The organism is Streptomyces sp. NPDC018000 (assembly GCF_044328025.1).
In the GTDB taxonomy this organism is placed as follows: Bacteria; Actinomycetota; Actinomycetes; order Streptomycetales; family Streptomycetaceae; genus Streptomyces.
In genome coordinates this window covers 332,263-349,094 of sequence record NZ_JBIRGM010000002.1, presented here as the reverse complement: position 1 = coordinate 349,094, position 16,832 = coordinate 332,263, and the positions used below count along the sequence as shown (strand labels likewise).

The following is a 16,832-nucleotide window of genomic DNA, read 5'->3' as shown; positions in this document are numbered from 1 at the left end:
CGAACGGGCAACATGACAGACATAAGAGACAGGGCAGGCAGTGGCGAACATCGATGCGCACCAGGGAACGAAGAAGCCTCACAGACCGTTGGTCTGTGAGGCTTCTCTCTTGTGCGCGAGGGGGGATTTGAACCCCCACGTCCATAAGGACACTGGCACCTGAAGCCAGCGCGTCTGCCGTTCCGCCACTCGCGCAAGAGTGGTGTTTCCAGGCTCTCTCACTGTTTGGTGCGAGCGCCTGGCGACATCCGGAAGATTAGCACGATGGACAGGGTGGATTCACATCCGTTGTTTCACCGAACACCCGGCGGGAATCGGGAACGCCTTTCGGCCGCCCCCACTCCTCCCCAGTGCGCCCCAGGTGCGGGACACTGTCAGGAGGCCGCCTCTACGATCCATGTGAGAGGTGACACTCATCCACAGAGCAGGCAAGGGGAACCAGCCGTTTTCCCCACGCGTGGATACGATCAGTAAGCAGTACAGGGACGACTACAACGGAGGAGGTGCCCCATGGGAGTCATGAAGCGTTTCGAGCAGCGTCTCGAAGGTCTGGTCAATGGCACCTTCGCCAAGGTCTTCAAGTCCGAGGTCCAGCCGGTCGAGATCGCGGGAGCCCTCCAGCGCGAGTGCGACAACAACGCAACGATCTGGAACCGTGAACGGACCGTCGTCCCCAACGACTTCATCGTCGAACTCAGCACCCCGGACTACGAGCGGCTCAGCCCGTACTCCGGCCAGTTGGGCGACGAACTCTCCGGCCTGGTCCGCGACTACGCCAAGCAGCAGCGGTACACCTTCATGGGCCCCATCAAGGTCCACCTGGAGAAGGCCGACGATCTCGACACCGGGCTCTACCGGGTACGCAGCCGAACCCTCGCGTCGAGTTCGTCACAGCAGCAGGACCCCCAGGGCCGGCAAGGACTGCAGAGCCACCCGGGCCCGGGGCGGTCGCCACAGCCCACCGGCGGCTACGGCTACCCGCCCAGCGCCGCCCCGCCCATGCCCGCGGCCCCGCCGCCGGGCGCGGGCAGGCCCGGAGCGTCCAGTACCGACCGGCATCCGCCGACCGGACCCAGCCCCCTGCCGAACGCGCAGGCGCGGCGCTGGATCGAGATCAACGGCACCCGCCATCAGATCTCCCGCCCGACGCTGGTGCTGGGACGCAGCACCGACGCCGACGTGCGGATCGACGACCCCGGCGTATCACGTCGGCACTGTGAGATCCGGACCGGAACGCCCTCGACGATCCAGGATCTCGGGTCTACCAACGGCATCGTGGTAGACGGGCAGCACACAACCCGCGCTACGCTCCGCGACGGCTCGCGGATCGTCGTGGGCAGCACCACCATCGTTTACCGGCAAGCCGAAGGGTGAAGCGGGGGCAATGTCAGAGCTGACCCTGACGGTCATGCGGCTAGGTTTCCTGGCCGTTCTGTGGCTGTTCGTCATCGTGGCCGTCCAGGTCATCCGCAGCGACCTGTTCGGAACGCGCGTCACGCAGCGCGGCTCACGCCGCGCTGCCGATGCACGGCCGCCACAGGCACGCCAGAGTGCCGCGGCACCGCCGCAGCAACGCCAACAGTCCGGCCGCCAGCGCCGGGGGGCACCCACAAAGCTGGTCGTCTCCGAGGGCACCCTCACCGGCACCACGGTGGCGCTCCAGGGGCAGACCATCACGCTGGGCCGGGCCCACGACTCAACGATCGTCCTGGACGACGACTACGCGTCCAGCAGGCATGCCAGGATCTACCCCGACCGTGACGGCCAGTGGATCGTCGAGGATCTCGGGTCCACCAACGGCACGTATCTCGACCGGACCCGACTCACCACCCCGACACCTGTTCCGCTGGGCGCGCCGATCCGGATCGGCAAGACCGTCATCGAGCTGCGGAAGTAGTACGACAATGAGCGAGCGGAGCGAGCGAGCCGCGGCGGTCCGGGCAACGGACCCGGACCGGTTCCCGACCGGAGGGTGGGCAGTGTGGCTCGAGACCGTCTGTACCCCGAGCCGACGGGCGAGGTGCGCATGAGTCTTTCCCTGCGCTTCGCCGCCGGATCACACAAGGGCATGATCCGGGAAGGCAACGAGGACTCCGGCTACGCCGGTCCGCGCCTTCTCGCCATCGCCGACGGCATGGGCGGCCAGGCAGCCGGCGAGGTCGCCAGCTCCGAGGTGATCTCCACACTCGTCCAGCTCGACGACGACGTCCCGGGTTCGGACATTCTCACTTCGCTCGGTACGGCGGTCCAGCGAGCCAACGATCAGCTGCGCATGATGGTCGAGGAGGACCCCCAGCTGGAGGGCATGGGCACCACGCTCACCGCCCTGCTCTGGACCGGCCAGCGCCTCGGTCTCGTCCACGTCGGCGACTCCCGTGCGTACCTGCTGCGCGACGGCGTACTCACCCAGATCACCCAGGACCACACCTGGGTGCAGCGGCTGGTCGACGAGGGCCGGATCACCGAGGAAGAGGCCACCACCCACCCGCAGCGCGCCCTTCTGATGCGTGCGCTGGGCAGTGGCGACCACGTCGAACCCGATCTCTCCATTCGTGAGGTCCGGGTCGGCGACCGCTATCTGATCTGCTCCGACGGGCTCTCCGGGGTCGTCTCCCACCAGACGATGGAAGAGACCCTCGCCGGCTACCAGGCCCCCCAGGAGACCATCCAGGAGCTGATTCAGCTCGCACTGCGCGGCGGCGGCCCGGACAACATCACCTGCATCGTCGCCGATGTCCTCGACGTCGACAGCAATGACACCCTGGCCGTACAGCTCAACGACACCCCGGTCATCGTCGGCGCGGTCGCAGAGAACCAGGCTGCACAGATGACCGCCGCCGAAAACACAGCCGCCATGCAGACCCCCGCCGGGCGAGCGGCCGGCCTCGGCCGCCCCGTCCCACCTCCCGCAGGCGGCTTCGGCCCGCCCGGAAGCGGCGACGACATCGGCTACGGCGGAATGCCGGACGGCTCGTTCGACGCGTACACCGACGACGACTTCATCAAGCCCGGCGGCGGCCGCAAGTGGGTCAAGAGGTCCCTCTGCACCGTGCTCGCGCTCGCCGTCATCGGCGGCGGCATCTACGGCGGCTACCGCTGGACCCAGAACCAGTTCTACGTCGGTGCGAAGAACGAACACGTCGCACTGTTCCGTGGCATCAGCCAGGACCTCGCCTGGATCTCGCTCTCGAAGGTCGAGAAAGACCACCCCGAGATCGAACTCAAGTACCTCCCGCCCTACCAGCGCAAGCAGGTCGAGGCGACCATCGCGGAGGGCAACCTCACAGCCGCACGCGAGAAGATCGGCGAACTCGCCGTCCAGGCATCCGCCTGCAAGAAGGACGCCCAGCGACGCGCGGCCGAGAAAGCCCGCTCCGACGAGGGCCAAGCCGGTGGGACGGGCGCGGACGTCAGCAAGACGCCCGAGACTCCCGATGCCACCAAGACCAAGCCGACCGCAGCGACTCCCACTCCTGGTCCCAGCCTCTCGGCGGAAGAGAAAAAGCTGGTCCCGCAGTGCGGTAAGCAGTAAAGCCGTAGGGAGCCTTCAGCACCATGAGCGTTGTCACCAATACGACCACGATCGGCGCGATCGACGCACCGAGCCGGCGTAACACCGAACTGATGATGATGGTCTTCGCCGTCGCCATCTCCGTGTTCGCGTACGCCAATGTGGGCCTCGCCCTCCATGGCAAACTGCCCTCCGGCATGCTCGGATACGGACTGGGGCTCGCCCTGCTCGCTGCCGTTGCGCATCTCGCCGTCCGCAGATTCGCGCCGTACGCGGACCCGCTGCTGCTGCCGCTCGCCACCCTGCTCAACGGCCTGGGCCTGGCCATCATCTGGCGCCTGGACCAGTCCGAGAGGTTCCAGGCGCTGGAGACCTTCGCGCCTGCCGCGTCCAAGCAACTGATGTTCTCCGCGGTCGGCGTCGGGCTGCTCGTCGTCGTACTGGTGGTCCTCAAGGATCACCGCATCCTGCAGCGCTACACCTACATCTCCATGGTCGTCGCGCTGTTCCTGCTGATCCTGCCGATGTTCTTCCCCGCCGTGAACGGCGCCAAGATCTGGATCAGCATCCCGGGCGTCGGCACCATCCAGCCCGGCGAGTTCGCCAAGATCATCATCGCCATCTTCTTTGCGGGCTATCTGATGGTCAAGCGCGACGCACTCGCTCTGGCCAGCCGCCGGTTCATGGGGCTGTACCTGCCGCGTGGCCGTGACCTCGGACCGATCCTCATGGTCTGGGCCTTCTCGATCCTGATCCTGATCTTCGAAACCGACCTGGGATCCTCCCTGCTGTTCTTCGGCATGTTCGTCGTGATGCTCTACGTGGCCACCGAACGCACCAGCTGGATCGTCTTCGGCCTGCTGATGTCCGCGGTCGGCGCCATCGGTGTCGCCTCGTTCGAACCGCACGTCCAGCAGCGCGTCACCGCCTGGCTCGACCCCTTCGCAGGCTGGGGCAAGGAGGCCGCGAGCGAGCAGATGGCCAAGTCCCTGATGGCCTTCGGTTCCGGCGGCACACTCGGAACCGGGCTCGGCCAGGGCAACTCCGACCTCATCGGCTTCGCCGCCAACTCCGACTTCATCCTCGCCACCGTCGGCGAGGAGCTCGGCCTCGCCGGAATGATGGCGATCCTTCTCATCTACGGTCTGATCGTCGAGCGCGGCGTCCGTACCGCCCTCGCCGCCCGTGACCCCTTCGGCAAGCTCCTCGCGATCGGCCTCTCCGGCTCCTTCGCCATTCAGGTCTTCGTCGTTGCCGGCGGTGTCATGGGACTCATCCCGCTCACAGGTATGACCATGCCGTTCCTCGCGGCGGGCGGGTCATCAGTGATCGCCAACTGGGCTCTGATCGGCATCCTGCTCCGCATCAGTGACACCGCGCGCCGCCCCGCTCCGGCCCCAGCACCATCACCCGACGCCGAGATGACCCAGGTGGTCCGACCGTGAACAAGCCCCTTCGCAGGGTCGCGATCTTCTGCGGGGTGCTCGTCCTCGCGCTCCTGTTCCGCGTCAACTGGCTGCAGTACGTGCGTGCCGATGAACTGAACGCGAATGAGCACAACCGCCGCGTACAGATCGAGCGGTACGCACATGAGCGCGGCAACATCATCGTCGACGGAAACCCGGTCACCGGGTCCGTCGAGACCAAGGGCAGCGACTTCAAGTACAAGAGGGTCTGGAAGGACGGCCCCATGTGGGCCCCTGTGACCGGCTACTCCTCGCAGGCGTTCGATGCCTCGCAGTTGGAGAGCATCGAGGACGGAATCCTCACCGGCAACAGCGACCAGCTGTTCTTCGACCGCACTCTGTCACTCTTCACCGGTGAGAAGAAGACCGGCGGCAACATCGTCACCACTCTCAACGGCGCCGCCCAGAAGGCCGCCTTCAACGGACTCGGCGACAAGAAGGGTGCCGTAGCCGCGATCGACCCGCAGACCGGCGCCATCCTGGCTCTGGTCAGCACTCCCTCCTACGACCCTTCGGTATTCGCGGGCAATTCCCTCAAGGACGCCGACGCCCGGCAACAGCTTCTGAAGGACAAGGACAAGCCGATGCTCAACCGGGCATTGCGCGAGACCTACCCCCCGGGCTCGACCTTCAAGGTCGTCACCGCCGCGGCCGCGCTGGAGAACGGGCTGTACACCAGCATCGACGAACCCACCAAGTCGCCGCTGCCCTACCGGCTCCCGCTGACCACCGGCAACCTGGAGAACGAGGGCAACATCCCTTGCGAGAACGCCTCGCTCCGGGAAGCGCTGCGGTGGTCCTGCAACACCGTCTTCGGCAAGATCAGCGACGACCTCGGCAACCAGAAGATGATCGACCAGGCCAACAAGTTCGGCTTCAACAAGGAAATCTTCACCCCGGTACGCGCCGACGCCAGCATCTACCCCAAGGACAACCGGCCGCAGAACGCCATGGCCGGCATCGGCCAGGCGTCCAACCGCGCAACCCCGCTCCAGATGGCCATGGTCGCCGCCGCGGTCGCCAACGACGGCAAGCTGATGCAGCCGTACATGGTCGCCGAACGCCAGGCGCCCAACCTCGACGTCATCTACACCCACGAGAAGGAGCAGCTCAGCCAGCCCCTCTCGGGAGAGAACGCGCAGAAACTCCAGCAGATGATGGAGACCGTCGTCGACACCGGCACCGGGCAGAAGGCCAAGATCCCCGGCGCCACCGTCGGCGGCAAGACGGGTACGGCCCAGCACGGTCTCAACAACAGCGAGAAGCCGTACGCCTGGTTCATCTCCTACGCCAAGACGGACAGCGGCTCCCCGGTCGCCGTCGCCGTGGTCGTCGAGGACGGCCAGGCCAACCGCGACGACATCTCCGGCGGTGGTCTGGCCGCGCCTATCGCAAAGTCTGTAATGAAGGCGGTCATCGACAGCAAGAAGTGATGCCCATCACATCGGGTGCCATACCTGCACATCGGGATACCGGTCAGATATCAGGTCCGGACTCCGGGCCGATCAGGTAGTGCGCGGCCGGTAGCGTATGTGCGAGCAGCACACCGCCGGACCGCACACCGGTGCGGTCGGGACTGACGGAGAGGGCTGGAACAGTTATGGAAGAGCCGCGTCGCCTCGGCGGCCGGTACGAGCTGGGCTCGGTGCTCGGCCGTGGTGGCATGGCCGAGGTCTACCTCGCACACGACACCCGGCTCGGCCGCACCGTAGCTGTGAAGACGCTGCGGACCGATCTGGCCCGCGACCCGTCCTTCCAGGCCCGGTTCCGCCGTGAGGCCCAGTCCGCCGCCTCGCTCAACCACCCGGCGATCGTCGCTGTCTACGACACGGGTGAGGATTACGTCGACGGGGTCTCCATCCCGTACATCGTGATGGAGTACGTCGACGGGTCGACGCTCAGGGAACTTCTGCACTCCGGCCGCAAGCTGCTGCCCGAGCGCACCCTTGAGATGACCGTCGGCATCCTCCAGGCGCTGGAGTACTCGCACCGCGCGGGCATCGTCCACCGCGACATCAAGCCGGCGAACGTCATGCTGACGCGCACCGGCCAGGTCAAGGTCATGGACTTCGGCATCGCCCGCGCCATGGGCGACTCCGGTATGACGATGACCCAGACCTCCGCCGTCATCGGCACCGCCCAGTACCTCTCCCCGGAGCAGGCCAAGGGCGAGCAGGTCGACGCACGCTCCGACCTGTACTCGACCGGCTGTCTGCTCTACGAGCTGCTGACGGTCCGGCCTCCGTTCATCGGGGACTCACCCGTCGCGGTCGCCTACCAGCACGTACGGGAAGAGCCGCAGCCTCCGAGCAACTTCGACCCCGAGATCACGCCCGCGATGGACGCGATCGTGTTGAAGGCTTTGACCAAGGACCCCGACTACCGCTACCAGTCGGCCGACGAGATGCGCGCCGACATCGAGGCCTGCCTCGACGGCCAGCCGGTCGCCGCCACCGCGGCAATGGGTGCGGCCGGTTACGGCGGTTACGACGGGTACGGCAACGACCAGCCCACCACCGCGCTGCGTGCCGCGGACCAGAACGGCGCGCCCACGTCCATGCTGCCCCCGGTCAACCCGGACGACGGCGGCTACGGCTACGACGACCGCCCGGACCGCCGCCGCCAGAAGAAGAGCAGCACCTCGACAATCCTGCTGATCGTCGCGGGGATCCTGGTGCTCATCGGCGCGATCCTGATCGGCCGCTCGGTGTTCAGCGGCACCGACAACAACAGCGGCAAGGTCGATGTGCCGAACATGGTCGGCTCGACCGTGAAGGAAGCACAGAAACGCGCGGAAACCTCCCACGTCATTCTCAAAGTCGGTTCGCACGAACCCTGCGAGGACCAGCCCAAGGGCAAGATCTGCAGCCAGACCCCGACCGCCGACGGCAAGATGGTGGAGGAGGAGACCGTCACGGTCGTCGTCTCCACCGGTGCGCCGAAGGTCGAGGTCCCGAACGTCGTGGAGAAGACAGAGAAGACCGCCAGTAAGGAACTTGAGAACAAAGGCTTCACGGTGAACGTCACCACCGTCGAGTCCGACATGCCCGCGGGTACGGTCATCAAGCAGGACCCCGAGGGCAACACGAAGGCCGAGAAGAACTCCGAGGTCACGATCACGGTCGCCAAGCAGGCCCTGCTGGACCTCCCCGACGTTCGCACCCGTACGTACCAGGATGCGGAGGACCAGCTCAAGCGCATCGGGTTCACCAACATCGTGCGTACCGACGTCGAATCGACCGAGGCGGCGGACGTGGTGGTCGAGCAGGCCCCAGGTGCCGGCAAGCAGGCCAAGGATGTCCAAATCGTCCTGAAGGTCTCCAAGGGTCCACCGCAGCCGGAGCAGACCACGGTTCCCGACCTGCAGGGCAAGACCCTCGGGGAAGCGAAGAGCCTGCTTGCCGGGGCGGGTCTGCAGCTCGGGCAGGTGCAGGGCCCGAAGGACGACAACGCGAAGATCGTCAGCTTCCAGCCCAACGCGAACCAGCCGGTCGACAAGAACAGCGCGGTCAACGTCTTGACCATGCCAGGCGGTGAAGACGGCAATTTCTTCGGCGGCCCGTCCGGCTCACGACACTGACCCCGAACCGCACCGCCCATCGGGCCCCGGCACCGCCCAACGGTGACCGGGGCCCTTTGCTGTGCCCTGCCACGATGCCTCCGGGGCTGGCATACCGCACATGCAGTTTCGCAACCGACGTACGCAACATCGCCGAGACCTACGGCATCACCCTTGTCGACTTCGCTCACCTCGAAAAGTGGAGCGCCGGAGTGCCGCTCCCGATCCTGAGGTAGCCGTCGCCAGGCAGAAAATGGGCCCGAAGTCGCAGAGACTGCTTGCGACTTCGGGCCTTTGCCGTCCTAGAACGACTGAGCTTCTCGGAGAAGCTCAGTCACGGTTGCCGCAGCTCCGCCGGCTTCGTACGGTCCTTGTCCACCTTCTCCGTACGCACCAGCTCGCCCCACACGATGTAGCGGTACTTCGACGTGTAGACAGGCGTGCAGGTCGTCAACGTGATGTAGCGGCCGGGCTTCTTCGCACCCGATCCCTTCGGCACCGGCTGCAGCACATCGACGTTGTACTTGGACGTCTCGGGAAGCTCCTTGAAGACCTCGTAGACATACCAGGTGTCCTTGGTCTCGAAGACGACCGTGTCCCCTGTCTTCACCTTGTCGATGTTGTGGAACTTGGCACCGTGCCCGTCGCGGTGTGCCGCCAGGGTGAAGTTGCCCTTCTTGTCCCAGGGGAGAGCCGACTTCACCGGGTCCGTGTAGTAGCCCGCGATGCCGCTGTTGAGGTTCTTGGTGTCGGTGCCCTTCTTGACCAGCACCTCGCCGTTCTTCATCGACGGGACGTGCAGGAAGCCGATGCCGTCCTTGGTGTCCAGCGCGCCCGGTCCGTCCGCCCAGTGGTCACGGACCGTGCGGCCCTGTTTGGTGGCTTCGCGATCGGCGATCACATTTGTCCACCAGAGGGAGTAGACGACGAAGAGTCCCAGCACCAGGCCTGCAGTGATCAGCAGTTCGCCGAAAACACTGATCGCGGTCGCGACGGGATGGCGGCCGCTGCGCCGCGGCGTGGGCGCGGACTCGCCGATTCGCTCTTCATGCTCGGTCCTCGCTGTCACCGCACCCGTCCCCTGTTGTGATGATGTTTCAGCCGACGAGCGCGTCGGGCTTCCCCTTGCTGCGCGGGCGTTCGTCAACCATCTTGCCCCAGACGATCAAACGGTACGTACTTGTAAATTCCGGCGTACAGGTCGTCAGGGTGATGTACCGGCCCGGACCGGTGAATCCCGAACCGGGCGGCACCGGGCCGATCACCGAGACATTGGACGGCGATGTCTGCGGAAGGGTACTCGTCGCCTCGTAGGTGTAGTACGCATCCTGCGTCTCGACCACGATCAGGTCACCGGGACGCAGCCGGTTGATGTAGCGGAATGGTTCGCCGTGCGTGTTGCGGTGGCCCGCCAGCGCGAAGTTGCCCTGCTTGGCCGACGGCATCGCGGTGCGGAGCGCGCCCTCGCTGTAGTGGCCGACCAGGCCTCGGTCGAGGACCTTCTCCTTGCTGATGCCCTCGGCGATCGGAGCGACCACGTCCAGTTTGGGGATGTGGATGATGGCGAATCCCTGCCCTGCTTCGAACACACCGGGATTGCGGTCGCCCTTCGACCAGTCGTCCTGGATCTTGTGCGTCTCGTTGCCGGCGTACTGGCCGGCGCGCACATTCGTCCACCACAGCTGGTACGTGACGAACAGCAGCATCAGTACGCCGAAGGTGATGAACAGTTCCCCGACGACCCTGCTGGCGACAACGGCCGGGCTGTCCTTGGCCGCACGCGCCGCACGCCGTGCCTCGACGCGTGACATCGGCTTCGTGGCCGGCGCCGCGGCTGACGTCGTCGTCCTCGGCTGTGCTCCGGTACGTCGGCCGCGCCTCTTGGCAGCGCGTCGGCGCTCGGCGCGGCCTCCGGTGCGTGGTTCCGGATCGGTCTTCCCGGGCCCTGCACCCGGTTCCGCAAAGCTCTCCGTACCGCTCGCAGGAGCCGAACCCGACCCCAGCTCCGGCTCCGGATCCGGCGCAGAACTCGGCTGCGGGGTCGTCACCGACTGGTCGACCAGGCGTCGGGTGTCCGCCGAGCGCAGACCAACCGTGTCGTCATCGAGCGGGAAAGGGTCAATGACGGGTTGCGCCTGGTACGTCTGCGCGGGCGTCTGCTGCCCGTACCAGTCCCGTTCGAACCCCTCGGGGTCGTACCACTCCCGCAAAGCCCCCTCGGGCTTCTGAGACCCTTGTGGCGGCTGCGCCTGCGGGGGCTGATCCGGCGCCCGGTGCAGGCCCCGCCCCTGCTTCTGCTCGTGCCCCGCCCCCGGCTCCTCCGAAGGGAAGTTGTCCGCCCGGAACCACGGCGAGGCGTGCTGCCCCGGCAGCGGATCATTCAGCGGATCCGCCAGCTGATCGACCGCCGCCTCGAACGCGCCTGCGGCCTCGTACGGGCCGTCGTGCCCGGCGTCGTGTTCGGGGCGGGGTGCGGTCACGCGACGGCCTTGCCCACCACCGGCGCGAGCCCCGCCGACCTTGCGACGGCTCCTGTGTCGCCGCACTGTGCCAGCCAGTTGGCCAGCATCAGATGGCCGTGCTCGGTCAGCACCGACTCCGGGTGGAACTGCACGCCCTCCACCGCCAGTTCGCGGTGGCGCAGCCCCATGACGATGCCGTCGGCGGTGCGCGCGGTCACCTCCAGCTCCGGTGGAACCGTGTCGGGTTCGGCGGCGAGCGAGTGGTAGCGCGTCGCGGTGAAGGGGGACGGCAGACCGGTGAAGACCCCGGTGCCCTCGTGGGTCACCAGTGAGGTCTTGCCGTGCAGCAGCTCGGGGGCGCGGTCCACGACACCGCCGTACGCCACCGCCATCGACTGCATCCCGAGGCAGACCCCGAAGACCGGAACGCCCGTGGCCGCGCAGTGGCGCACCATCTCGACGCAGACACCTGCCTGCTCCGGGGTGCCGGGGCCGGGTGACAGCAGCACACCGTCGAAGCCGTCCTGGGCGTGTGCCGTGGTCACCTCGTCGTTGCGCAGCACTTCACACTCGGCGCCGAGCTGGTAGAGGTACTGAACGAGGTTGAAAACAAAACTGTCGTAGTTGTCCACGACAAGGATGCGGGCAGTCACTGGCCGGCCCCCGATCCGGTCGAACCGTCGACCGTCACGTCGCCGAACGGAAGCAGCGGCTCCGCCCATGGGAAGACGTACTGGAAAAGCGCGTAGACGACAGCCAGCACCAGCACGGACGCGATGAGCGCGCGCACCCATGCGTTGCCCGGCAGATGCCGCCAGATCCAGCCGTACATGCTGTCCCTCCATTCGGTACGGACCCAGACTAAAGGGCCGGGGCAGAAGCGTGGGTCAGCTGTGGAAAGCTGTGGGCTTGCCGTCGGTCACAGGCTGGGTCGCATCGAGGTGCGCCCAGGCGATCAGCCTGTGGCTGCTGCCCCATTCGGGGTCGCAGGTGGTCAGCGTCAGATACCTGCCGGGCCCGTCGAAGCCGGACTTGCGGGGGACGGGGTCAATGACCGCGATGTCGCCCGGCACCGTCCGGAAGGGCTTCTTGTCGATGCGGTACGTGAACCACGTCGTCCCGTCCGTCAGCACCACCGCGTCTCCTGGGCGCAGCTTCGGGAAGTCCTTGAACGGGTCCCCGTATGTACGACGGTGTCCGGCCACCGCGAAATTGCCCCTCTCGCCGAGGCGGGCGGTCCCGGTGTAGTGACCGAGCCCCTTCTGCAAGGTCCTGACCTCGGTGTTCTCCAGGACGGGCCACTCCCAGCCCTTGCCGAAGCGGGGTATGTACAGCATCGCGAACGGCTTGCCGTCCCGGTACGCCACGGGTGCGGTGGGCGCCGACGGCGTCGGGGATGTACGCGGCGCGGGTGCGGACACCGTTCCCTGCGCCCACTGGTCGCGCAGGGTGTCGATCTGTCCCTCGGTCGCGTCGGCGGCCTTCACTCCGGTCCAGAACAGCACGTACACCACAAAGAGCACGATCAGGGCGCCGACGGTGATGCAGAGTTCGCTGAACGTCCTCACGATCAGTCGTACCGACACCTCGTCGGCCTCCCCACAGCTGCTCGCTACTTCACCGGCTCCGCATAGTGGAGATCCACTGTGCCCGAGTAGCCGGGAAGAGTCACCGCCTCGTGCTCGTCGACTTTCCAGCCGAGCCCGTACGCCTTCACATACAGCAGGTAGTTGCTGATCGCCGGGGAGTCGTCGAGTGCCTGCTTGAGCTTGGCGGGGTCACCCACAGCAGTGATCTTGTACGGCGGGGAGTAGACCCGGCCCTGGAGGATCAGGGTGTTGCCGACGCAGCGCACCGCGCTGGTGGAGATCAGCCGCTGGTCCATGACCTGGATGCCCTGGGCGCCACCCTGCCAGAGGGCGTTGACGACCGCCTGCAGGTCCTGCTGATGAATGACCAGGTCATTGGGTTGCGGATCGGGGTAGCCGGGGCTGGCGGTGGCGTTGGGCGGTGCGTCGTCGAGTGTGACGGCCACTGACCGGCCGGTGAGCTTTGTCGTGCCCGTGGCCTGCTCCAGCTCCTTGAGCCGGGCGTCCTCCGCCTTGGTGCTGCCGTCGTCGCGCCGGGCGAGGGTGTCGATGTCCTCGCGCACGGATGCGTTGGTCTCGTCCAGTTGTGCGTTCTTACCGCTGCGCTGCTGGATGAGGTCGGACAGCTTGAGCAGCGAGGAGTCGGTGCGGATATTGGTTCCCTTGGCCGTGTTGGCGCTGGTGACGAAGATCAGTCCGGCGAGGGCGAAGACGGCAGCGGTGAGCACCCGGATCGGGTGCCGGAAGGTGCGCCGGACCGGTCCTTGGGGAGAGTCGGCAGAATTGCTCAACGTACCCTTATCTCCTTCGGAGCCACGGAAGCACTACGCTAACGGACGCCCGGGGGAGGCAGCATTCCCCCTCGCGCCCTGCCCCGGCGCCAGCCACAGTTCCCTGCGCGGTCACGCCAGCGCACCGACAGGAGAGTCCCTCGTGCCGAAGTCACGTATCCGCAAGAAGGCCGACTTCACGCCCCCTCCGGCGAAGCCGGCAACCAACATAAAGCTGACCAGCCGCAGCTGGGTGGCGCCGGTGATGCTGGCGCTCTTCCTGATCGGTCTGGCCTGGATCGTCGTTTTCTATGTGACCGACGGTTCGCTGCCGATCATGTCTCTGGGCAACTGGAACATCGTCGTCGGCTTCGGCTTCATCGCCGGCGGCTTCGGTGTCTCCACGCAGTGGAGGTAGTGCCGCAGGGCACGTGGCCCCACAGCAGGGCCCGGTCCTGCAACCCTTGCCCCAAGTTACCCACAGGGTTATCCACAGGCGGGGGAAAAGGTCAGACGATCTGTGGATAACCCCCTGGCTGTTGACGCCGATGTGACTGCAGCCTCCCTCATCGAGGGCCGGCACGCCCCTTGTCTCTGCTGGAAAAACCCAGCTCAGCGACAAGGGGCACAGTTGTTCCCACAGAATGCACAAGATCCGGCACGCGCTGTGGACAACTGACAGAGGGAACACCCGGGAGAAGCCCAGGGAACGGTCGTCCGCTCAGGTCAGCGCGGCTGTTCTGGCGAGGACGACGCCGACCACAGCCACCAGGACCAGGGCGCAGGTGCCGTACTGCACCAGCGCGCGCCGCTCACGGGGTGCGTGCACCATGCCGATCGCGATCAGCGTGCCCGCGATCAGACCACCGACATGCGCCTGCCAGGCGATTCCACCCCAGGGGTTGAAGGTGATGACCAGGTTCACCGCGAGAAGCACGAAGACCGGGCGCATGTCGTAGTTGAGCCGTCGCATGAGCACGGCGGTGGCCCCCATCAGGCCGAAGATCGCTCCGGAGGCTCCGAGCGAGCCCTGCACGGGTGCGGAGAGCCAATAGGTGAGGGCGCCGCCCGCCAGGCCGGAAAGCATGTAGAGCGCGAGAAAGCGGGCACGGCCGAGCGCCGCCTCCAGCGGCCCGCCGAGCCACCACAGCCCCAGCATGTTGAACATGATGTGCCACATCTCCTGATGCAGGAACATCGACGTCACCAGCCGGTACCACTGGCCCTCGGCGACGCCTTTGCCGAACAGCATCAGCTCGTCGACCAGCGCGCCATTCGCCAGCACGGCGAGGTACACGGCGACATTGATACCGAGAAGGATCTTGGTGACGAGCCGGGGATCGGCCGTGATGCTGCCGCCGGCGACGGTGCGCGGCCGGCCGGCGGCCGGGCGGTGCCCCGTACCGGCTCCCTGACGGACACAGTCCGGGCACTGGAAGCCGACCGAGGCGTTGACCATGCACTCGGGGCAGATCGGTCGGTCGCAGCGGGTGCAGCGGATGTGCGTCCCACGGCCGGGGTGGCGGTAGCAGCTGAGCGAGCCGTCCGTGGCGGCGGACCGATCCTGGTCTCCCGGCGGCTGCTGGTCCATCGGTCCCATCGCTTCCCGGTCCCCTCGGTGCTCGTCGTGGCGGCAGCACGCACAACGCAGCCCTGCTCGTCCGTTATGTAACAAGTACGGACGAGCAGGGCGGTTGGTTCCCCGAAAGGACGATCAGAGCGTGATCATTCGCTGACCACTGGTGATCACCGAGTCTCGATGACGACCGACTCGATCACGACGTCCTGCAGCGGACGGTCGGTGCGGGCGTTGGTCTTGGTAGCCGCGATGGCGTCCACGACCTTCTTGCTGGCGGGGTCGACGACCTCACCGAAGATGGTGTGCTTGCCGGTGAGCCAGGCTGTCGGCGAAACGGTCACGAAGAACTGCGAGCCGTTGGTGCCCGGGCCGGCGTTGGCCATGGCCAACAGGTACGGCTTGTTGAAGCTGAGGTCGGGGTGGAACTCGTCACCGAACTCGTACCCCGGACCACCGGTGCCGTTGCCCAGCGGGTCACCGCCCTGGATCATGAAGCCGCTGATGACGCGGTGGAAGACGGTGCCGTCGTACAGCCTGTCCGTGGACTTCTTGCCCGTCGCAGGATGCGTCCACTCACGCTCACCCTTGGCGAGCTCGACGAAGTTCTTGACCGTCTTTGGCGCGTGGTTCGGCAGAAGCCGGATCTCGATGTCGCCCTGATTGGTCTTCAAGGTGGCGTAAAGCTGCTCAGCCACGATCTGCCTTCCGTAAGTCTTCAGTGACGTTAAGTCTTCAGTGACGTTCACCGATCCTCGCACGGACCGCCCCTCCGGCGCTCGGCCGCCACCACCGACGCACTTCACTCACCTTCTTGCCCGATTCCACGCCCCGTGCGCCGAGGTCGTCTTCACCCCGCTCGCCTGCAATTTCCCCGAACCCCTTATGCGCCGCTCCCCGCGGGAACAAATGCGGCCAAGTGCGTGACGAACCGGCGCGGACTGAACTGAACCGTGGCATTGTCGTCCGCAAGATCCCTTTGCGCCGAATTACCCCAAGACATCACCAATGACCCGAATAACCCCGGTTGCCTGCCCCGGATGCCATACAGGGCACCAGCAGGCATGATCTCGAAATGGGTGGAAAGGCGGAGTATCCACCCGCCACCAAGGAGGAGGATCCCGTGACCCGCATCGACAGCATGCGCGCCGCAACCGACTCGGCGAAGGACAGCATGCAGCACGCCGCGGAAGTGGTGGCGCCCTACGCCGACACGGCCAAGGACCAGGCCGCACATCTTGCTTCCGAGGCCCGCGCGCGGCTCGCGCCGAAGGTGTCGAAGGCAGCCCAGCAGGCCCGCGTCCAATATGACGCGCATCTCGCACCACGTATCGAACTGGCCCGTGCTCATGTCCCCCCCAAGGTCGACGAGGTCGCCCAGCGCGCCGCGCGCCGCACCCGCCGGGCCGCCCGTACCGCCGCTGACTACACCGTGCCGCGCGTAGAGCACGCGATGGCCGTCGCCCAGCCCATGGCCGAGGAGGCCTCGGCCCGCAGCGCCGCCGCACTGGCCGCGCTGCGCAGTCAGGTCACGGCGAAGGAGATCAAGCAGCTGGCCAGAAAGCACGAGCGGCGGGCGAAGGCTGGGCGACTGCTCAAGGGGCTCGTCGTGGTCGGCGTCGTGGCGGGCGCTGCCTACGCCGCCTGGAGGTGGTGGGACAAGCAGGCCAACCCGGACTGGCTGGTCGAACCGCCCGCGCCCACGGAGGTCTCCGACCGCGCACCCCTGTCCTCGGTCGACGGCAGCGGTCCGAGCGCCCTCAACCCGGAGGCCCAGGCCGACCAGGCCGAAGCGGAGGCCAAGGGGACGGACGGCCCGGAAGGTGTGGACGGGACCGATCTCGACGACCGCCGCTGAACAACCCCCGCACGAGAACGGGCGCCGGAAGACCTGAGGTC

The 16,832-nt window shown here is 66.6% G+C and carries 16 protein-coding genes and 1 tRNA gene; 8 read left to right on the top strand and 9 right to left on the bottom strand.

Translation table 11 applies throughout. From position 1 onward, the window contains the following. Window positions 1–112: 112 nt before the first annotated feature. Window positions 113–195 (bottom strand) — tRNA-Leu (locus ACH4EW_RS06140). 315 nt (window positions 196–510) lie between these two features. On the opposite strand from ACH4EW_RS06140, the gene ACH4EW_RS06135 reads away from it, so the two are divergent. The 6 genes from ACH4EW_RS06135 to pknB all read left to right on the top strand — a co-directional run bounded on the left by ACH4EW_RS06135 (window position 511) and on the right by pknB (window position 8,557). Next, window positions 511–1,374 (top strand): FhaA domain-containing protein, encoded by an 864-nt coding sequence (locus ACH4EW_RS06135; RefSeq protein WP_398252060.1) that lies wholly within the window; start codon window positions 511–513, stop codon window positions 1,372–1,374. Between the two features lie 10 nt (window positions 1,375–1,384). Beyond that, entirely contained in the window at window positions 1,385–1,897 is a 513-nt protein-coding gene (locus ACH4EW_RS06130; RefSeq protein WP_398252057.1) for an FHA domain-containing protein, read from the top strand. A 129-nt stretch (window positions 1,898–2,026) separates the two neighbouring features. Then, window positions 2,027–3,532: a Stp1/IreP family PP2C-type Ser/Thr phosphatase gene (locus tag ACH4EW_RS06125; protein WP_398252054.1), complete on the top strand. Its 1,506-nt coding sequence runs from the start codon at window positions 2,027–2,029 to the stop codon at window positions 3,530–3,532. A 23-nt stretch (window positions 3,533–3,555) separates the two neighbouring features. Beyond that, a complete protein-coding gene (locus ACH4EW_RS06120; protein WP_398252051.1) occupies window positions 3,556–4,956 on the top strand; it encodes an FtsW/RodA/SpoVE family cell cycle protein in 1,401 nt (466 codons plus the stop codon). Further along, the gene (locus tag ACH4EW_RS06115) at window positions 4,953–6,410 is read left to right on the top strand and encodes a penicillin-binding transpeptidase domain-containing protein (RefSeq protein ID WP_398252049.1); all 1,458 of its coding nucleotides are present in this window, start codon (window positions 4,953–4,955) and stop codon (window positions 6,408–6,410) included. Before ACH4EW_RS06120 ends, ACH4EW_RS06115 begins: the two co-directional genes overlap by 4 nt. 167 nt (window positions 6,411–6,577) lie before the next feature. Next, window positions 6,578–8,557, top strand: coding sequence for a Stk1 family PASTA domain-containing Ser/Thr kinase (gene pknB / locus ACH4EW_RS06110; RefSeq protein WP_398252046.1), 1,980 nt, complete (start codon window positions 6,578–6,580; stop codon window positions 8,555–8,557). 313 nt (window positions 8,558–8,870) lie between these two features. Here the strand turns inward: pknB and ACH4EW_RS06105 are convergent, their stop codons facing one another. From ACH4EW_RS06105 to ACH4EW_RS06080, 6 genes are read right to left on the bottom strand one after another with little or no spacing between them, the layout of a single operon-like run. Further along, window positions 8,871–9,605, bottom strand: coding sequence for a class E sortase (locus ACH4EW_RS06105; RefSeq protein ID WP_398252043.1), 735 nt, complete (start codon window positions 9,603–9,605; stop codon window positions 8,871–8,873). Between the two features lie 28 nt (window positions 9,606–9,633). Further along, entirely contained in the window at window positions 9,634–11,016 is a 1,383-nt protein-coding gene (locus tag ACH4EW_RS06100; RefSeq protein ID WP_398252040.1) for a class E sortase, read from the bottom strand. Beyond that, window positions 11,013–11,651 (bottom strand): aminodeoxychorismate/anthranilate synthase component II, encoded by a 639-nt coding sequence (locus ACH4EW_RS06095; protein ID WP_398252037.1) that lies wholly within the window; start codon window positions 11,649–11,651, stop codon window positions 11,013–11,015. The genes ACH4EW_RS06100 and ACH4EW_RS06095 overlap by 4 nt, the downstream gene beginning before the upstream one ends. Then, window positions 11,648–11,830 (bottom strand): hypothetical protein, encoded by a 183-nt coding sequence (locus ACH4EW_RS06090; protein ID WP_398252035.1) that lies wholly within the window; start codon window positions 11,828–11,830, stop codon window positions 11,648–11,650. The genes ACH4EW_RS06095 and ACH4EW_RS06090 overlap by 4 nt, the downstream gene beginning before the upstream one ends. A 55-nt stretch (window positions 11,831–11,885) precedes the next feature. Further along, on the bottom strand, window positions 11,886–12,584 hold the full coding sequence (locus tag ACH4EW_RS06085) for a class E sortase (protein WP_398252032.1): 699 nt from the start codon (window positions 12,582–12,584) through the stop codon (window positions 11,886–11,888). A 26-nt stretch (window positions 12,585–12,610) separates the two neighbouring features. Then, window positions 12,611–13,378: a DUF881 domain-containing protein gene (locus ACH4EW_RS06080; RefSeq protein ID WP_398252029.1), complete on the bottom strand. Its 768-nt coding sequence runs from the start codon at window positions 13,376–13,378 to the stop codon at window positions 12,611–12,613. Window positions 13,379–13,520: 142 nt separating this feature from the next. Between ACH4EW_RS06080 and crgA the strand changes: the two genes are divergently transcribed. After that, window positions 13,521–13,775, top strand: coding sequence for a cell division protein CrgA (crgA, locus tag ACH4EW_RS06075; RefSeq protein ID WP_398252026.1), 255 nt, complete (start codon window positions 13,521–13,523; stop codon window positions 13,773–13,775). Between the two features lie 303 nt (window positions 13,776–14,078). Here the strand turns inward: crgA and ACH4EW_RS06070 are convergent, their stop codons facing one another. After that, on the bottom strand, window positions 14,079–14,948 hold the full coding sequence (locus ACH4EW_RS06070; RefSeq protein WP_398253295.1) for a rhomboid family intramembrane serine protease: 870 nt from the start codon (window positions 14,946–14,948) through the stop codon (window positions 14,079–14,081). Window positions 14,949–15,103: 155 nt separating this feature from the next. Continuing rightward, window positions 15,104–15,631 (bottom strand): peptidylprolyl isomerase, encoded by a 528-nt coding sequence (locus tag ACH4EW_RS06065; RefSeq protein WP_398252023.1) that lies wholly within the window; start codon window positions 15,629–15,631, stop codon window positions 15,104–15,106. Window positions 15,632–16,056: 425 nt separating this feature from the next. Between ACH4EW_RS06065 and ACH4EW_RS06060 the strand changes: the two genes are divergently transcribed. Further along, complete coding sequence (locus ACH4EW_RS06060) at window positions 16,057–16,791, top strand: DUF5324 family protein (RefSeq protein ID WP_398252021.1); 735 nt, start codon at window positions 16,057–16,059, stop codon at window positions 16,789–16,791. The last annotated feature ends 41 nt before the right edge of the window (window positions 16,792–16,832 follow it).